Below are 17,039 nucleotides of genomic sequence, written 5' to 3' on the forward strand. Positions count from 1 at the left end.
TCTAATTTAGTAAAAATGGAAATAGAAAAAAGCATTTTTACATAAATTTATGATTTAAATTAAAATACAATGCCATTTCATTTACAAATAAACTTCCATTATGACAAATATCAAATCCCCCTCTCAATATTCACCACTTCCTTAACGCCGCACTATCACTTTCTCTATGCTCAACCCAACGTTCGCCGTTTTCTGTTTGTTCTTTTTTCCAAAATGGGGCTTTGCTTTTGAGGAAATCCATAATAAATTCATTGGCTTGGTAGGCTTCACCACGGTGTGGTGAACTCACTGCCACGAGAACAATTTCATCGCCCGTATACAATAGCCCGACACGGTGGATTACGGCGATGCGTAATAATTGCCAACGCTGACAGGCTTCCTCCACGATTTCGCGTAAGGCTTTTTCTGTCATTGCAGGATAATGCTCCAAAAAGAGGCTAGAAACGTTGTCGCCTAAATTCATTTCTCGCACTTTACCCACAAAAATCACTGCAGCCCCAACAGAATGCGGTTCAGCCACCCAACGATAAACGGCATTTTGGTCGAAAGGCTCGCTTTGCACTGCGATTTGAATATCTGCCATTTTATCCCCCAGTTACCGGTGGGAAGAATGCCACTTCATCGCCATTTTGCACCGCACTTTCAAGGCTGGCGAGGGTTTGGTTAATGGCAACGAGCAGTTTTTCTTTATCTAATGCCAACGCCCATTTTTCCCCTCTAGCACTCAAATGTTGGCGTAATGCTTCCGCATTGGCGAAAGGTTCGTTCACGTCAATACTATCAACACCGATCAATTCGCGAGTTTGTGCGAAAAATAATACTTTTATCATTGCTGTTGTCCTGCTAAAAAATGCCCCGATTTACCACCGCACTTTTCTAAAAGGCGGATATGCTCAATCACGATGTCTTTTTGTACCGCTTTACACATATCATAAATAGTCAATGCCGCAACGCTCACGGCGGTGAGAGCTTCCATTTCAACCCCTGTTTTGCCCGTTAATTTGCACAGGCTTTCAATGCGAACTTGGTTGCTTTCAGGCAAAGCGGTCAAAGATACTTCCACTTTTGAGAGCAATAACGGGTGGCACAAGGGGATTAAATCCCAAGTGCGTTTTGCCGCTTGAATGCCCGCAATGCGTGCGGTGGCGAACACATCGCCTTTGTGATGTTGCCCCGACAAAATCATTTGCAACGTGGCTTCGGACATTGAAACCAAAGCTTCCGCTCGGGCTTCTCGCACCGTATCTTGCTTGGCGGAAACGTCCACCATATTGGCTTCGCCATTGTTATTGATATGAGTGAATTTAGTCATAATTTTTCCTTTGATTAACCGCCAATACTGGCAAGGTGATTTCGCACGCCACTGTCGCCTTGATGTAAAAAATGATGTTCGCGTTTACCTTGCAAAGCGGAAAAAATGCGTGCTTCTAATTGGGCTTGTTGATCGTCATTTTGCAATAAATTCCGCAATTCAATGCCCTCTTCGCCAAATAAGCAAAGGTGCAATTTGCCTTTTGCGGAAACTCTTAGGCGGTTGCAACTGGCACAAAAATTTTTTTCATAAGGCATTATCAAGCCGATTTCCCCTTGATAATCAGGGTGTTTGAACACTTTGGCAGGGCCGTCTAAATAAGAACGAGTTTGAAGCTGCCAACCCGCTGACAACAGTTTATCCGCAAGGATTTGCCCCGAAAGATGATATTGCTGAAAAAATTGATCCATTTCGCCCGTTTGCATTAATTCAATAAAACGCATTTGGATCGGGCGGTGTTTGATCCACGCAAGGAATGCCTCAAATTCGTGATCGTTCAGGTTTTTCATCAACACGGCATTCACTTTTACCTTTTCATAACCCACTTCAAAAGCCCGTTCAATGCCTTGCATTATGTCGGCAAATTTATCAATGCCCGTAATGCGTTGAAACATTTTGGGATCAAGGCTATCTACGCTCACATTAATGGAGGTAACGCCCGCCTGTCGCCAAGCTGCTACCTCTTTTGCCATACGATAACCGTTGGTGGTGAGGGCGATTTGTTTAATATTTTCTGTTTGACGCAGGGTTTCCACAATAGGCAAAAAATCTTTCCGCAAGGTGGGTTCACCGCCTGTAATGCGGATTTTTTCCGTCCCTAAATGGCTGAACGCTCGTACCAAACGGCGAATTTCATTTAAAGTCAGAAAGCTCGGTTTAGTCGGCTCGGGCTGATAACCATTGGGTAAACAATAGTTACAACGAAAATTGCACATATCCGTAATGGACAGTCGCAAATAGTAATATTGGCGAGCAAAACCATCGATAAGACGCGTTTCGCCCACTTGCGTTATGGGAATGCGTTGCATTAGACACCTTTCTAAAATGAGAGGATAAACCGTTTCCAGCGTATCCCTGAGCAATGCTATTCATTGCTGGCATTGTCGCCTTATTTTGTGAGTTAAACGTAGGCGAACAAGCTCGGAGTTATGCGAAAATTTACGCTTATTTTAAGGGGAGAAGGTGATTTTTGCTATACCTCAAATGAGATCTTCATCAAAAAAATGAAATTTTTTGCTTATAAATAAATTATATAAACAAATACATAACGAATTTACGCAAAATTTATACCGCACTTTTATGTAAATTTGTTTATACTTACTGGCAATCAGATGAAAAATTACCGCATAATTTTAAGGAACAACAATGACAGACCTCACCGCACATAGTCGGCACGAAAACCTCGATAACATTAATCATATGGTGGCGATCGGGGGGGGACACGGTCTTGGGCGAGTGATGTCCGCTTTAAGTTTTATGAATGAGCGCCTCACAGGTATTGTTACCACTACGGATAACGGCAGCTCAACGGGGCGTATTCGTCAGCAACAGGGCGGGATCGCGTGGGGCGATTTGCGGAATTGTTTAAATCAAATCATCACCGAACCGAGTACCGCGTCTTCATTGTTTGAATATCGCTTTTCAGGCACGGGGGAACTCGCAGGGCATAATCTCGGTAATTTAATGCTGAAAGCGTTGGAAAATATGCAAATTCGTCCCACGGAGGGGGTGAATTTAATTCGTGATTTGTTACGCGTAAAATCCTTTATTGTGCCGATGTCCGAAAGCCCCGTACATCTTGCTGCCGCCTTGCCCTCTGGCTCGAGTATCGTGGGTGAAGTAGAAATTGATGAGCTGGCAGAGTTGCCTAAATCCATTTTTCTTGTGCCATTGGTTCAAGCGACGCCAGAAGCGGTGCAAGCCATTGAAAAAGCCGAAGTGATCCTTTTCGGGCCAGGCAGCTTTCTCACTAGCATAATGCCACCGATTTTGTTGCCTGAAATTATCGAAGCCCTCAAACAAAGCCAAGCGAAAAAAATTTTTATTGATAATTTAGGTATTGAACATAGCCCCTCGGCGGTGCTTTCACTTCAAGATCGGATTAACTGGATCAACGAAACCGTTGGGCAAAAGATCATTAACGGGGCAATCGTGCAAAACGGCTTAATGCCTGAAAACCCTGATCCCCAGTTAAAAATTATTGAACGGCATTTAAGAGCTGACGATATTAGCTACCGCCACGATCGTACACTCCTTTGCAAAGCCATTGATGATTTAATCGGAGAATTTGCCTAAAAACAGGATACATAACAGCTAATTATAATAAATATTATAGCGGATTCGTGCTTCCACATTTCCTGCAGTTTGTGTATACATAAATTTCCAATAATAAACATTATATTTACGGCTTAGTATTGTTTGCCCTGCAGTGCCCTGCAGTTAAACTTCCAAACAGGGTAAGTGCATCATAGCTTTTAGAACCATATTGAGCAGAAGGATAATCTGTCTTAAACAATAACGGATCAGATAAAAGCTGTTTAAATCTTACTGGCTGCTGTGTTTGGGCATCTTCCACCATAATATTAACACCTTGAGCATATCCAGCCCCCTCTTTAACATTTAAAATGCCAAGACTATTCTTTTGATCCTCCTTAATCGCATCAGCAAATGCAATATAGGCGTTTTTTATATCCACCCCAGAACAGTCCAAACGAATAGTAAAATCTCCTCCCTTGATTTTTTGGTTATTTTGAATATCTGACAACATCACAGGTGATAAAGTTACCGTTTGAGAAGAAGCAGATGACAAGCTACAAGTTCGAGAAATACGGAATGAAGCATTTGCTGCTGTTGTTAATGTAAAGCCGGTAAAGGCATTATATAGCGATCTATGATCTCTAAACTCCCCTTCATGCCCAGCTTCTCGGCTTCCCGTCGTACAAAACAATGTCATCACACCTAATTTCGTTCCCTTTTTCACTGTATAATCAATAGCTTGTCGATAAAGTGCCTCATCTTTTAAACTAAGTTCTAAAGTAAAATACATCGATTGCGAGCCACTTACAGGAAAACGCTGATAAGGATCATCGTCATACACTTTCATATCATTAATTAAAATTTGCTGATTAAAGAACTTATTGTCTATATTTAAAGCGAGAGGATAAAATTTGACTTCCATATGATATTTATCAACGGGGCTTCTATATTCCCCATGCTGTAAACAATAACGTTCAGAATTTTCTAACCGCCAACTATAAATAATTTTTTTCTTTGCCATTTCAGGGAAAGGAAAAATATTCGCGACTTCTTGGTGATGTGTAACTGGCTTTGTTACCCCATTTCTTACTTCTTCAGGAATACCGACTGTAATCCCATCAATAGTCATTGTTGCTGCTTTTACCTCTGGTAAAAGAATAAAAAAATAAACTACATATCCCCATTAATATTATTTGCTTTTTCATTTTGTTTCCTTAATAAAATTGGCATTTCACAGGCATAACTAAAGGTTTTCCATTATTCGTATTAGATGGGATTTGGTAATCAATACGACAACGTTTCTCTCCCCAAATGATATTTAACTGTCCTATAGGGGCAATACCACGCGTATAAATTTTCCCCCCCCTTGTGCTAGCATACCTACAGATTTATTTTCTTGATCAACAACATCTGTTCCTAAAGGAGGCAAATCGTCTTTATTCGTTATTTCAAAAAAGACAACATTACCAATCTTAGTGGAAAAATTTACCAACATTGCTTGATTTGCACGGGGAATCAATTGCTGTTCGGTGGCAGATAATTCAACATTTCCAGGTAAATCATCTAATCCCACATAATTAATCGTATAAGGATCAACATAAGGCACAATGCCATTACCGAAATAATCCACTTCATTTCCAATTGAACCGCGAATTTTTGCCCCTCTTGCCCCTTTTGCGTGAATAATAGCAAAGGTTTCGCCTAAATCATTTACTAGCGTAATGCCTTTATTAGTTTGGCTCCAAGAACTATCCACTCTAGCGAGAGAGCCTAAATAACTTTGACTAAAAATAAGATTACTCGTTTTACTTGCCTGCTGTTTACCCACAGAAAGGTTATAGCTATAACGTCGTTCCTGTCCCAATGAACCAGAAAGCGAAGTGTAAGCAGCATAACCATTACTTTTCACATAATTTATATTTTGAGAAAGGTAGGAAACAGAATCATCATTTCCAAGTGGTAATGACAAGCTCAAATAAATTCGTTGATCGTTATGACTAAAATTATTTTTTACCTGCGTAAAAGAGAGGCTATAATTTAAACGCTTATAAGTATTGCTATACCCTATCTGATATTCATTTTGCTTTTTATTCGTTCCCCAATAAGTATAAGTACTCCCAATTAAATAGGCACTCCCCCATTTTTCATTAAATGTTTGATTAATTGACACTTGAAACTGATTTTTAGGACGATAACCTTTCGCAGAAGGCATACCGCTTGCTTGCCCTAACATTGACGCATTATTTGCTAACATCACATCTTGCAAACTGTAATAATAGCGGGAGAGGTAACGATAAGTCGCTAATGTCACATTCGTGTTTGTAGGTTCAAGCCTCGTATTATAACTAAAAGATAAACTATACCCTTTATATTTATCTTGCGATGTTATTGTTTTAAAACGTGCATTTGAAAAGATAGAATTCGCTGAAAACGCCCCAATTGGCGTATTAAAAGCAAGCCCTATTAATTCGGAATGATAATTCTTGGCGAGAATCCCTCCCACATTCAATGTTAAATTATTATTTACGCCATATTGCCAAGTGACTTTAGCAACATTCTCCTTAAACACCCGATCGCCATAGCGGTAACGTCCCATTGCAATTTGGTAATTGCTATATCCAGGGCGAATAAGCTGAACTGCCGCTGTAAAGGGAACAGTAAAACTGCGTTTTTCTCCATTTGCTTCTAAAATCTCAACGAGCAAATCACCGCCATAGCCTGTCGGATATAAATCATCTATCGTAAAAGGCCCTGCAGGAACAGCAATCTCACGAAGAATATTCCCATTTTGTCGAATAGTGACTACCGCGTTAGAATTTGCCACCCCTCGAATTATTGGGGCATAGCCTCGAACAGAGGTTGCCAGCATTCGATCATCAGAGGTTAATTGCATTCCTCGAATCGCAATGCTATCCATCAACGCCCCTGTTGTATAAAAATCCCCTATCGTAAACTGCCCGCGTAAAGCTGGCACATCGTGCTGAGCGTAAGTAGAAATCTTTTGATAAGGGGATCTTTTCTGCTTATCCCAACTCACATTTCCACGATGACGGAATGACCACCCAAATATATTCACCCCCGCATTAATACCTAAATAAGTTTGATATGCTTGGGTATGTAAATAACTATAGCGATAATGGGTAGCGTCATAGCGTAAAAAAGCAACTGGCACGCCACTTTGCCATTGAATAGGCGAAATATAGCCTGGTGGCCGTTGTTCAACAAATGCTTGGGGAATATCCACATCTAAACGAAACTCACCGAGATCAAAATGAACCTTTGCCTTTGGAACTTTTTGAGTAAAAATCACGCATTGCAAGCCAGGTACAACCTTATCGGTCGCTAAAGCCATCTTTCTCAAATCAAGCAATTCTAATAACGTTTCGCTGGCACATAACACGCTTTTATTTTGTGCATTATCCTCAACAAAGTGAAGACGAATCCGCCCACGCAATTCATTATTCAAATACACATCAGAAAGATATTCACCTGCTGGAATCGGATTGCCATAACTAAACCGACTCATATCAATATTTTCTTTATTTTGATTGCCATATAAAAAGCCCGCATCAAATTCTGCATACTCCACATCTTCTACATAGCCATTTAAGCCTAATACGCAAAATAGCAAACAATAAAGCCGATTTAATTTGAATGACATAAACACCGCACTTAATTTTTCTTTTCTGCTAATAATTACTGTAGTGGGCTCGTCCCAGTTTGACGACCACCATAATCATTAATCACTGTCCAATTAATATTTTTAACTTGTTTTAGCGAATGATTAACATTAAACGAGGCTTGTGAAAAAGGTGCTACCATTCCTGCACGGGGTAAAGTAACGTTATTTTTTCCCTGTAAAAGTTCAATGTTGCTATAAGTAATGTAATAAGGGGTTGGATTTTCAGCCACCACTTGTTTACCAACAATTTTCCATTTCACTTGTTGGAAAGCCGCTTCCAATGGCATAGATAACGTTATTGGACGGAAAAACAATTTAATCCGACTACGCAAGGCAATTTGCAAATAGTTTTTGCTTTTATCTTTCGGATTAGGAGGAATATCCATCACATTTAAATAAAAAATGCTTTCTCTGTCAGAGGGTAACGGCTCCCCTGTATAAGTTAAACGCAAGGTTTGTCCTTTATTCCCCTCAATACGGGCAATCGGTGGGGTAATTAAAAACGGGGCATTAATTTGTTCGGGGGAAGCATCAGGATCGCCCATATCAATCCAAGCCTGCATTAAGGCGGGAACATCGCCCACATTGTTAAGTTGCACATTCACATAAGGTTGATCTGAGGGATAAACCCTCTTGTTCCCGTTATTACAATATTTGCAAAACTGTTTACCCCCAAAAATGCTAAACAAAGACATAGCCATCTGTTGAACATTCATCACTCCATTTATCAAAACTGTAAAGAAAAATCGGGCATTATCTCAGCCCGATAAAACAAAAAAGCCGAAAATTGGGTTACATATAATCTACAAAATATTTTACTTTAGCTAAAACACCTCCAAGCGTTGATTGCCCTTCAGCATGATAGCGAGCTTTATAAATCAACGTAGCTGAGCCTGTCGAACCACTTTTAGTAATTGGGTATGCATCAGCTCCTTGATCCTTAGCTTGCTTAGTGGGATTAATTGGTGTCCCGCTCATTGTTGTTAATTGCACAGTAACCATATTTGCTTTAGAGGATGTTTCTTGATTTTCTAAACGTCCATCGGGAGTAACGTGGTCATCATTATAAAAAAATGCTCTCGCCTGTGTAGCTAACGTAGTGCTAGAAGTACAGTTACTTAATTTAATTGTAAAGGATGTATCCCCTGCTGTTTGCCCTTTTCTAGTTAACATTGAAGTCGGTACAGTAGGCAATGTCACAATAATATTTGGTCCATTTGTTCCTTCTACTGTACAAGTTGTATCCACTACTTTACCTTTTACTGTTAATAATCCAGTTGCTCCTTCTGGTGGAGTAGAATCATCCGCAAACGCACTTTGAGTTGCAAAACCTAATGCTGCTCCAATTAATGTGGTTAAAACCAATTTTTTCATTATAAATTCTCCTTAGGGTGTATTGACTTTTTAAAAGGAATTGAATAGTAACATGCGGGGGGGGGGTAGCAAGTAAAATTAACTAAAAATAGGAATAATGTTTCATAAATTATTCAATTACATCTAAAAAAACAGGCAAATGACGCTTTTTTCTCAATAAATGGATTATAAATGCGACATTTTTTCCTTGTAGCTCACATCATTTTTCTTTCAGAAACAAAAAAGGCAGAATATCTTCTGCCTTTTTATATTAGTCAAAATTGATGAATACCCTATTGCCCTAAATTGATTAATTGTTTCGCGAGGCTGTCTGCTAATTTTTGATAACCTTGTGGAGTAAAATGTATGCCATCAGAACGAGCTAATCCCATTTTTTGCCACTGTTGCATTGAGCACTGCCCTCCCATACTTTCTTGCAATGACCAATAAAATAATTTCTCCGATTGAGCAATTTTTTTCTGTAATGCTTGCATTCGGTCTAACTGCCTAGGTTGTTCACAATGTCCAAGCCCTTTATCTAACGCATTGGGAGCCCCCAAAATTAAGATTCCTGCATTGGGCAATGCTTTGCGTATTTCCTTAATTTGCTGTCGCCACATTTGTTCTGTTTTAGCGAGGTCTAGCTGTTCATCAAATGCCTCATTTGTCCCATATGCTAAGATAATCAAATCCGCATTCATTTGTTTAAGATCTAATGCCCAATCTTTTCGCCATTTTTGCCATTCACTAAACCGACCACCGTTCAATCCTAACGCCGAAAGCGTAATACCTGAATGCCCAGTTTCAAGATTAATCAAGCCAATTTGCCATAAATCATTTGCATTTGTTTGATACGTCAATGGCAAGGTAACATCTAAAGAGAAATAATGCCATTGATTGGAATCAGGATTAAAATACGCACTTTTTCCCATTGCGTCAGTAATCTGCAATGGTGAGTGAGTTAAAAGTGGATAAAGAGAAAAGGTTGCGTGGTAGGCTGTTTTCGCTGCTTTAGTAATTTCAATGGTTACGGCTTCTTTTCCCTGTGAAAACGCTGTTACCCCACCAAGCGGAAAATCCGTTTTTTCTTTCCTACTTGTCATTGTTTGCCAGCCTTTACCTCGGTAAATCACCCCATCTATACGCTGTCCTTTTACTCGGTTTGGATATATCCACCCTATTCCTGCATTCCCCCAATAAGCTTGCAATCTTTTGCGTAATTGACTGGTAAAAAAATCTGCAGCTGTATGCGAATCTCCAAACTGAACAATTCGAAATACTCCTTGCTTTTCTTGTTTTACCCGTTGTAATTTAAGCAACCAAGGTTGCGTTGTTTCGCCATAATTTATTAACCCTGTTTCTTTTGTGCTAGATATGGCACAACCTACTAATAGCATTACAATACCAACGAAAAAAAAATATTTCACTTTATTCATTTTACGCTCTAATCATCATTTCTAAATTCAATCAGTTCAAAAAGTTGTTGTGCTAAATATTGCTGACCTTTTAAGGAAAAATGAATACCATCTTTGCTCCTTACACGGGTATTTTTTCCATTAATTTCAATACTATCCGTATATTTTTCCCCCTTATTTAATAAATAATCCGTCGGAAACCAATGCACATAGCCGTTTGTTTCTTCAAAGTAGAGATTATCAATATAGCGAGTCTGTTTATTTAATTTTTTAGATTTCATAAATGGAATACCTAGCCAAATTATCTCTACATTATTGTTTTTCGCCGCTTGCACAATGCGTTGAATTCTTTTCCTATAAAGCGTTTCCCATTCTGGTGATTTAAATTTAACATAACGCCAAGCGGGTTCACCAGGCATATCCCAAGGGTCATTAGGACCTAAGAATAAAATAAGTAACTTAATATTCTGATTTTTGGTTAATGTAGTTTCAATCGTTTTAGGCCAGTCAAAGGCATTGGGGTAAGATAACCCCGTGCTTTGTTTACTTAAATCAATAGAGTTAATGCCGTATTGATTTTTTAATTCACGCCGTAAATGTGGAGCAATCCCTTGCATCAAAGAATCTCCCGCAAAAAAGACAATATCTCCTTTTTGTAGCACGATTTTGTTATTTTTCTCAGTTTGGTTCTGCCCTGTTATCGTCAATTCCTCTTCATTTTTTGGAATTTGAGATTTTGATGTATCCGCAATCATATTAGCTGAAAGATCAATAACAGAGGCACTTTCTCCCTTTTCTAAGCCCATTTGATTTAAAGATCCCTCTCTAGGCATTATTTTTTCATCTTGCTGTAAAACAAGTTTATCTAGTTTTTGCCCTGTTTGAGGCTGTATCGGTAAAGATAATGTAGATTCTGGCTCTATGCTATCTCCATCTTGCTCAGCTTTAGGCATAAAATAAAGTGCGGTTATTTTTTCATATAGATTTGTTGCTTTTTGCTGCACTATCGCACCACCTTGCCAAAAAGGTAAAGGATTTAAAATCCTAAGAGGGCTTTCCTGGTGATACACTTGTTGCCAGTAGCGATTAATTGAAGCTTGACTAAACCACAATAAAATAATACCTACAAAAAATAAAAGCGTGGCGACGTGATACCATTTTGTTTGCTGTTCAAAAGTTTGCATAAATAAATCCCGGTATTCCTGATGGCGATGCAATAATAATGATGAGCATTACAATAATCATTGGTAATGCAAGCATAAAAACGGGTAATCTTGAAAAGGCGTTGATTATGAAGGCCGAAAATCGATTTAATAAAGGATAAAAAATCAATATACCAAACATTACACTTAAGAAAAGAATAAGATTATTTTCAGGTAAATGCCATTCATTATGAAATAATGCTGAAAAAATCAAGGTAGTTTCTTCTAATGAGGCACTTCCAAAAATAACGAAGGTAAATACGACAAAATGAAAAGTGAGAAAAATGCCAATCGCGTTTCCCCACCATTCATTAAGAGGCAAAAACCGATTTAGGTTAAAACGTTGAATGCAGTTGAAAAGAATTAATCCTATGCCGTGTAGCAATCCCCATAAAAAGAAATTCCATCCATAGCCATGCCAAACCCCTGAGAGGATCATTGCAATTAAGATATTCCTTGATTGTTTTATAAAAGAACAGCGATTTCCGCCTAAAGGGATATAAATATAGTCTCTTATCCACGTTGATAAAGAAATATGCCACCTTTCCCAAAAGGCTTTTAAATTAACCGCTCTTAGAGGCATAAAAAAATTGCTTGGAAGTCTAAATCCCAAAAGCATAGCAAGCCCAATTACTATATCGGTATAGCCTGAAAAATCTAAAAAAAGTTGTATGGTATAACCATATATCGCAGATAATACGCTGATTCCATCATATTGAAATGGGTTATCAAAAACGGGGGTAACAATGTTATCTGCCAAAATCGTGCTAAACCACCACTTTTTTGCAATACCAAGAATAATAAGATAAATCGCTAAAACAGGTGAAAGCATTTGTCGAGGGGTTAAGGTTTGTATTTGTTCCCCCATTCCTATTTGTTCGCCTAAATAAGAACGGCTTTTACTAATACGAGCGATAGGACCAGATGTAACAGTCAAGAAGAAGCTAAAATAGAGTAAAGTTTGGCTAAAAGTGAGTTTTCTCGTTTGTTTTTTATACAGAGCGACCAAATAAGCAATTCCCTGAAAACTATAGTATGAAATGCCTAATGGAAAAAGAATATCCACACTCTCCGTACCTAATCGTTGCTGTAATTCAGGTCTGAAAAAATCAAAGTATTTAAAGAAACATAAAAAAAGCAATGTGAATACAATGCCTAAAATCAAACAATAATAACGTCTTTTTTCTTGCAGCATTTTCTCCATAAACGTTGAAACCACCGCGATGAAAACACTATAGACAAAAACAGCATATAAAAAGCACGGTTCCAGAAGGTAAAGCCCCATCAGGCTAAAAACGAGCAGTAGCCTATTCTGCCATACTATGTGCTTTTGTAATAACCAATAAGTACAGAATAAAAAAAAGAAACAAACAAAAAATTCTATGGATAACAATTGCATAGGACTCTCATCACTAAATGGCTACATTACCATAACAGTACATTTATTTAAGCAAGGTCAAAAATTCTTTTCTTGTTTCGCGATCATCAAGGAAAACTCCGCCAAAGGCAGACGTTACCGTATAGCTATTGCTATCCTTAATGCCACGACATTTCACACAAAAATGGGTTGCCTTGACATACACTGCCACATCATCGGTTTCTAAAATTGTTTGGAAAGCCAGCAAAATTTGTTCGGTTAAACGTTCTTGCACTTGCGGACGCTGAGCAAAAAACGCCACTACGCGATTAATTTTCGATAACCCGATCACCCATTTTTTCGGATAATACGCCACAGACACCGTGCCATCAATGGTAACAAAATGATGTTCGCAAGTGCTGGTGAGCGTAACATCATTCACTAGCACCATTTCACTCACTTTCATTCGGTTTTCAATATTGGTGATTTTCGGAAAGTTGGCATAATCTAAACCGCTAAAAATTTCATCAACGAACATTTTAGCTAAGCGGACAGGGGTTTCCTCAAGGCTATCATCACGCAAATCTAAGCCGATTAACTTCATCACTTCACGCATATGTTGCTCAATGCCCTCACGGCGTTGTGATTTTGTTAGGGACGTGTCGATCATCGGGGTTTCAATGCCCTTGCTCAGCAATGCTTGGCGAACCTTTTCCGCTTCGGGTGAAATTTTACTCATTAACTACTCTCCAATTTCAAATTGGGCTATTCTATCAAAGTCTAAAACAATAATAAAATGAGAATAATAGTTAATTTATATGAAAAAAATGCGTAAAATAAATCCCCTCTTTCACCTTTACAACCAATGATAGGACGATGTTATGTTGAGCATTGAACAAGCCTTAGACCAAATGTTATCCCAGCTCCCCGCCCCGCAACACAGCGAGATCTTACCCCTTGCGGTAGCAAGCCAGCGTATTTGTGCCGCAGATATGATTTCGCCGATTAATGTCCCCGCGTTTGATAATTCTGCAATGGACGGTTATGCCGTTCGTCTGGCGGATCTGGCTCAATCCCATCGCTTGAGTGTTGCGGGAAAAGCCTTTGCGGGTAATCCGTTTAAGGGGGAATGGCAACCACAAAGTGCGGTCAGAATTATGACGGGTGCGATGATCCCCGAAGGCACTGACGCGGTGGTAATGCAAGAAAATGTTCAACTTAACGAAGACGGCACGATCACCCTTAATGAAACGCCAAAGCTAGGGCAAAATATCCGCCGTGCGGGGGAAGATGTAAAACAAGGTGAGGTAATGCTAAAAATGGGAGAAAAACTGACCGCACTTTCTCTCCCGCTGCTTGCCTCGCTAGGCATTGCGGAAGTGCCTGTGTTTCCCCGTTTAAAAGTCGCCATTCTTTCAACGGGTGATGAACTCGTCCCTGTTGGTGAACCGCTTTCTGAGGGCAAAATTTATGACACCAACCGCTTCACCGTGAAACTCTTGTTGGAAAAATTACCTTGTGAAGTTCTCGATTTTGGCATTCTGCCTGATGATGAAGCCTTGTTTGAAAACGCCTTTTTGCAAGCACAAGAACAGGCGGATTTGGTGATCACCAGCGGCGGGGTTTCCGTTGGCGAAGCGGATTTCACCAAAGACATTTTAGAAAAACTCGGCACAGTGAATTTTTGGAAAATCGCAATGAAACCCGGCAAGCCTTTTGCTTTTGGCAAACTGGAAAACGCGTGGTTCTGTGGCTTACCGGGTAATCCTGTATCGGCATTAGTTACCTTCTATCAACTTGTTCAACCTGCCATCGCCAAACTCAGCGGTTATAGCCAATGGCAAATGCCCCCACAACTCAATGCCATTGCGAGCGAAAATCTGAAAAAAGGTGTGGGACGCAAAGATTTTCAGCGTGGCTTCTATTGGCTGAATGAAAATGGACAGCTTGAAGTGAAAGCCGTAGGTTTTCAAGGCTCTCATATGTTTAGTGCCTTTATTGAAAGCAACTGTTTTATCCTGTTGGAAGCCGAACGCGGCAATGTGCAAGCGGGCGAAGTGGTTACCATTCAACCTTTTAACGAATTATTGAGCTAATAATGATCGAATTAACCCCCGAAGAAGAACTCCGTTACAACCGCCAAATTGTGCTGAAAGCCATTGATTTTGACGGTCAAGAAACCCTAAAAGACAGCACAATGCTGATAATGGGCTTGGGCGGCTTAGGTTGTGCCGCAAGCCAATATCTCGCCGTAGCAGGCGTTGGCAAATTAATTTTGGTGGATTTTGACACTGTCGCACTTTCCAATTTACAACGCCAAGTTTTGCACGATGATAGCCGTTTAGCAATGCCGAAAGTGGAGTCGGCAAAGCTGAGCTTGCAGCGGCTTAACCCTCACGTTCATATCGAAACTATACCGCAGAAATTAGCCGATGCCGACTTGCTCGCTTTGCTTCCCAGCGTGGATATTGTGCTGGATTGCACGGACAATTTAGACAGCCGCAACCAGTTAGATCGCTGTTGCCAGCAATGCAAAACCCCATTAATTTCAGGGGCGGCGATCCGAATGGAGGGGCAAGTTTCGGTGTTCACCTATGAAGACAATACCCTAACCTATCATCAACTTAGCCAACTTTTCGGCAATGCCCCTCTAAGCTGCGTAGAAACTGGCGTACTTTCTCCGATTGTAGGAATTATTGGCTCAATCCAAGCCCTTGAAGCGATCAAAGTGCGGTTAAAAATTGGCGAGAATTTATGCGGACGATTACTACTGATTGATGGCTTAACGATGAAAGTTCGTGAAATCAACATTCCACAGACACTCACAAATAACAAAAACGGATAAAAAATGTTTGAAGGATTACTTATCGTACTTGCCCCAATGTGCTTTGGCTATCTGGTTAAAACCCAAAACGCCGCCCTTTTGCAACGCATTAATCAAATCGTAATGGTCTTGCTCTATGCTATTTTGTTCATTATGGGCGTGTCTTTGGGGCATTTGGACGATCTTACCCGCACATTACCGCGTATTGGCATTTCTGCCCTCACTTTTGCGGTAATCATTCAGCTTTGCAATCTCATGGGGTTAATCATCTATGACAAACGCGTCCCCCTCCCGCTCAAACGATTAGGCAAAGATCTCCCCTCTCGCGGTCGATTATTATTAGACAGTGCCAAGCTTTGCTCAATGGTGTTGCTCGGTTTTGTGGTCGGGCTTTTCACCAAACAATGGCTCGCTTTCCCTTTTAGCACAAGTACTTACGCCCTCGTGTTACTGATTTTTTTCGTCGGCATACAACTACGCAATAACGGCATCGCACTTAAAGAAGTGCTATTCAACAAACGCGGGCTTTACACGGGCATCATCTTTATTTTCACCTCCTTGATCGGTGGCGTGATCTCTGCTTATGTACTCCATTTGCCAATCACTCAAGGGCTTGCTATTGCTTCGGGATTTGGCTGGTACTCCCTCTCTAGCGTTGTGATTAATGATGCGTGGGGGCCTGTTTTCGGCAGCATCGCCTTTTTCAATGATCTTTCCAGAGAAATTTTGAGCCTGTTCGTCATTCCCTTTTTTATGTTTAACTACCGCTCCACCGCCGTAGGGCTAGCAGGGGCAACTGCCCTTGATTGCACCTTGCCGATTATCCAACGTTCAGGTGGCATTGAAGTTGTCCCCCTTGCGATCAGCTTTGGTTTTATCACCAATATTGTCCCGCCCATTTTGCTGGTATTTTTCTCCTCCATTCCCCTCAACTAAAACTAAAAGTGCGGTCAAAAAAATGTGAGTTTTTCGCACCGCACTTTTCCATATACAAAATGCAATGAGAACTGTTCTTCTATAGCGAATAGTTCTTATTAAAATTCTCTTTAAAAATTAATAACTTACAAATATTTTTTCTTGCAAAATAGAAAAAATTGACTAAACTATGCACATTATTTAATCCATTCAGGAAAGGAGTTAGCTTATGTTAAAAGCCGCGATCGCTCAAAAATTAAATGAGCAAATTAATTTGGAGTTTTATTCTTCCAACGTCTATTTACAAATAAGTGCTTGGTGTAGTGCAAAAGGCTATGAGGGGGCTGCCGCCTTTTTGTTACGCCACGCTGACGAAGAAATGATGCATATGCAAAAATTATTTACTTATGTGAATGAAACCAGCGGAATGCCGATTTTAGGCAAAATTGAAGCCCCAAAAAATGATTATCAATCCTTAAAAGAAGTGTTTGAAATCACCCTTGAACACGAAAAATTCGTTACCGCAAAAATTAATGAATTAGTGGAAGTCACCTTTGAAAATAAAGACTACTCTACTTTCAATTTCCTACAATGGTATGTGGCAGAGCAACACGAAGAAGAAAAATTATTCAATAGCATTATTGATAAATTTAACCTTGTCGGCGAAGACGGACGTGGGCTTTACTATATTGATCGTGATCTTGCGACATTAGAATAAAAAGG

The 17,039-nt window shown here is 39.9% G+C and carries 18 protein-coding genes and 1 riboswitch; of the genes, 5 read left to right on the top strand and 13 right to left on the bottom strand.

Annotated elements, in window-relative coordinates; translation table 11 throughout:
• Positions 1–130: 130 nt before the first annotated feature.
• The 4 genes from moaE to moaA all read right to left on the bottom strand — a co-directional run bounded on the left by moaE (position 131) and on the right by moaA (position 2,340).
• Positions 131–583 carry a molybdopterin synthase catalytic subunit MoaE gene (gene moaE, locus DXZ23_RS06355; protein ID WP_017806274.1) on the bottom strand — a complete coding sequence of 151 codons (453 nt, stop codon included), beginning with the start codon at positions 581–583 and terminating at the stop codon, positions 131–133.
• A gap of 1 nt (position 584) precedes the next feature.
• Complete coding sequence (gene moaD / locus DXZ23_RS06360; RefSeq protein WP_017806273.1) at positions 585–830, bottom strand: molybdopterin synthase sulfur carrier subunit; 246 nt, start codon at positions 828–830, stop codon at positions 585–587.
• Positions 827–1,312 (bottom strand): cyclic pyranopterin monophosphate synthase MoaC, encoded by a 486-nt coding sequence (gene moaC, locus DXZ23_RS06365; RefSeq protein WP_017806272.1) that lies wholly within the window; start codon positions 1,310–1,312, stop codon positions 827–829. The genes moaD and moaC overlap by 4 nt, the downstream gene beginning before the upstream one ends.
• Positions 1,313–1,326: 14 nt before the next feature.
• Positions 1,327–2,340: a GTP 3',8-cyclase MoaA gene (gene moaA / locus DXZ23_RS06370; protein ID WP_017806271.1), complete on the bottom strand. Its 1,014-nt coding sequence runs from the start codon at positions 2,338–2,340 to the stop codon at positions 1,327–1,329.
• A riboswitch (molybdenum cofactor riboswitch) is annotated at positions 2,329–2,470 on the bottom strand. (Overlaps the previous gene by 12 nt.)
• 207 nt (positions 2,471–2,677) lie before the next feature.
• Here moaA and DXZ23_RS06375 point away from each other — a divergent pair.
• Positions 2,678–3,607, top strand: coding sequence for a gluconeogenesis factor YvcK family protein (locus DXZ23_RS06375; RefSeq protein ID WP_017806270.1), 930 nt, complete (start codon positions 2,678–2,680; stop codon positions 3,605–3,607).
• A 106-nt stretch (positions 3,608–3,713) separates the two neighbouring features.
• Here DXZ23_RS06375 and DXZ23_RS06380 read toward each other — a convergent pair whose 3' ends face one another.
• The 9 genes from DXZ23_RS06380 to folE form a co-directional block, all read right to left on the bottom strand.
• The gene (locus DXZ23_RS06380) at positions 3,714–4,697 is read right to left on the bottom strand and encodes a fimbrial protein (RefSeq protein ID WP_017806269.1); all 984 of its coding nucleotides are present in this window, start codon (positions 4,695–4,697) and stop codon (positions 3,714–3,716) included.
• 85 nt (positions 4,698–4,782) lie between these two features.
• Complete coding sequence (locus tag DXZ23_RS15865) at positions 4,783–4,956, bottom strand: FimD/PapC C-terminal domain-containing protein (protein WP_341476326.1); 174 nt, start codon at positions 4,954–4,956, stop codon at positions 4,783–4,785.
• Positions 4,896–7,229, bottom strand: a complete 2,334-nt coding sequence (locus tag DXZ23_RS06385; RefSeq protein WP_021724485.1) for a fimbria/pilus outer membrane usher protein — start codon at positions 7,227–7,229, stop codon at positions 4,896–4,898. Before DXZ23_RS06385 ends, DXZ23_RS15865 begins: the two co-directional genes overlap by 61 nt.
• 35 nt (positions 7,230–7,264) lie before the next feature.
• Entirely contained in the window at positions 7,265–7,966 is a 702-nt protein-coding gene (locus DXZ23_RS06390; RefSeq protein WP_338010249.1) for a fimbrial biogenesis chaperone, read from the bottom strand.
• Positions 7,967–8,042: 76 nt separating this feature from the next.
• A complete protein-coding gene (locus DXZ23_RS06395) occupies positions 8,043–8,624 on the bottom strand; it encodes a fimbrial protein (protein ID WP_021724487.1) in 582 nt (193 codons plus the stop codon).
• Between the two features lie 272 nt (positions 8,625–8,896).
• Positions 8,897–10,039: a GDSL-type esterase/lipase family protein gene (locus DXZ23_RS06400; protein WP_017806265.1), complete on the bottom strand. Its 1,143-nt coding sequence runs from the start codon at positions 10,037–10,039 to the stop codon at positions 8,897–8,899.
• A gap of 8 nt (positions 10,040–10,047) precedes the next feature.
• Positions 10,048–11,202, bottom strand: coding sequence for an SGNH/GDSL hydrolase family protein (locus DXZ23_RS06405; RefSeq protein ID WP_017806264.1), 1,155 nt, complete (start codon positions 11,200–11,202; stop codon positions 10,048–10,050).
• Positions 11,189–12,415, bottom strand: coding sequence for an MBOAT family O-acyltransferase (locus DXZ23_RS06410; RefSeq protein ID WP_017806263.1), 1,227 nt, complete (start codon positions 12,413–12,415; stop codon positions 11,189–11,191). Before DXZ23_RS06410 ends, DXZ23_RS06405 begins: the two co-directional genes overlap by 14 nt.
• Before the next feature lie 247 nt (positions 12,416–12,662).
• Positions 12,663–13,316 carry a GTP cyclohydrolase I FolE gene (folE, locus tag DXZ23_RS06415; RefSeq protein WP_017806262.1) on the bottom strand — a complete coding sequence of 218 codons (654 nt, stop codon included), beginning with the start codon at positions 13,314–13,316 and terminating at the stop codon, positions 12,663–12,665.
• A gap of 142 nt (positions 13,317–13,458) precedes the next feature.
• Here folE and moeA point away from each other — a divergent pair, with 142 nt between their 5' ends.
• The 4 genes from moeA to ftnA all read left to right on the top strand — a co-directional run bounded on the left by moeA (position 13,459) and on the right by ftnA (position 17,034).
• The gene (gene moeA / locus DXZ23_RS06420; protein ID WP_021724491.1) at positions 13,459–14,673 is read left to right on the top strand and encodes a molybdopterin molybdotransferase MoeA; all 1,215 of its coding nucleotides are present in this window, start codon (positions 13,459–13,461) and stop codon (positions 14,671–14,673) included.
• 2 nt (positions 14,674–14,675) lie between these two features.
• The gene (moeB, locus tag DXZ23_RS06425; RefSeq protein WP_017806260.1) at positions 14,676–15,422 is read left to right on the top strand and encodes a molybdopterin-synthase adenylyltransferase MoeB; all 747 of its coding nucleotides are present in this window, start codon (positions 14,676–14,678) and stop codon (positions 15,420–15,422) included.
• Positions 15,423–15,425: 3 nt separating this feature from the next.
• The gene (locus DXZ23_RS06430; RefSeq protein ID WP_017806259.1) at positions 15,426–16,337 is read left to right on the top strand and encodes a LysO family transporter; all 912 of its coding nucleotides are present in this window, start codon (positions 15,426–15,428) and stop codon (positions 16,335–16,337) included.
• Positions 16,338–16,545: 208 nt separating this feature from the next.
• A complete protein-coding gene (gene ftnA / locus DXZ23_RS06435; protein WP_017806258.1) occupies positions 16,546–17,034 on the top strand; it encodes a non-heme ferritin in 489 nt (162 codons plus the stop codon).
• Positions 17,035–17,039: the final 5 nt, after the last annotated feature.

This window comes from Avibacterium paragallinarum, assembly GCF_900450705.1.
Lineage (GTDB): Bacteria > Pseudomonadota > Gammaproteobacteria > Enterobacterales > Pasteurellaceae > Avibacterium > Avibacterium paragallinarum.

Coding starts and splice junctions, on each gene's coding strand:
- moaE (WP_017806274.1), bottom strand. CDS start 583: ATGGCAGATATTCAAATCGCAGTGCAAAGCGAGCCTTTCGACCAAAAT.
- moaD (WP_017806273.1), bottom strand. CDS start 830: ATGATAAAAGTATTATTTTTCGCACAAACTCGCGAATTGATCGGTGTT.
- moaC (WP_017806272.1), bottom strand. CDS start 1,312: ATGACTAAATTCACTCATATCAATAACAATGGCGAAGCCAATATGGTG.
- moaA (WP_017806271.1), bottom strand. CDS start 2,340: ATGCAACGCATTCCCATAACGCAAGTGGGCGAAACGCGTCTTATCGAT.
- DXZ23_RS06375 (WP_017806270.1), top strand. CDS start 2,678: ATGACAGACCTCACCGCACATAGTCGGCACGAAAACCTCGATAACATT.
- DXZ23_RS06380 (WP_017806269.1), bottom strand. CDS start 4,697: ATGACTATTGATGGGATTACAGTCGGTATTCCTGAAGAAGTAAGAAAT.
- DXZ23_RS06385 (WP_021724485.1), bottom strand. CDS start 7,229: ATGTCATTCAAATTAAATCGGCTTTATTGTTTGCTATTTTGCGTATTA.
- DXZ23_RS06390 (WP_338010249.1), bottom strand. CDS start 7,966: ATGAATGTTCAACAGATGGCTATGTCTTTGTTTAGCATTTTTGGGGGT.
- DXZ23_RS06395 (WP_021724487.1), bottom strand. CDS start 8,624: ATGAAAAAATTGGTTTTAACCACATTAATTGGAGCAGCATTAGGTTTT.
- DXZ23_RS06400 (WP_017806265.1), bottom strand. CDS start 10,039: ATGAATAAAGTGAAATATTTTTTTTTCGTTGGTATTGTAATGCTATTA.
- DXZ23_RS06405 (WP_017806264.1), bottom strand. CDS start 11,202: ATGCAAACTTTTGAACAGCAAACAAAATGGTATCACGTCGCCACGCTT.
- DXZ23_RS06410 (WP_017806263.1), bottom strand. CDS start 12,415: ATGCTGCAAGAAAAAAGACGTTATTATTGTTTGATTTTAGGCATTGTA.
- folE (WP_017806262.1), bottom strand. CDS start 13,316: ATGAGTAAAATTTCACCCGAAGCGGAAAAGGTTCGCCAAGCATTGCTG.
- moeA (WP_021724491.1), top strand. CDS start 13,459: ATGTTGAGCATTGAACAAGCCTTAGACCAAATGTTATCCCAGCTCCCC.
- moeB (WP_017806260.1), top strand. CDS start 14,676: ATGATCGAATTAACCCCCGAAGAAGAACTCCGTTACAACCGCCAAATT.
- DXZ23_RS06430 (WP_017806259.1), top strand. CDS start 15,426: ATGTTTGAAGGATTACTTATCGTACTTGCCCCAATGTGCTTTGGCTAT.
- ftnA (WP_017806258.1), top strand. CDS start 16,546: ATGTTAAAAGCCGCGATCGCTCAAAAATTAAATGAGCAAATTAATTTG.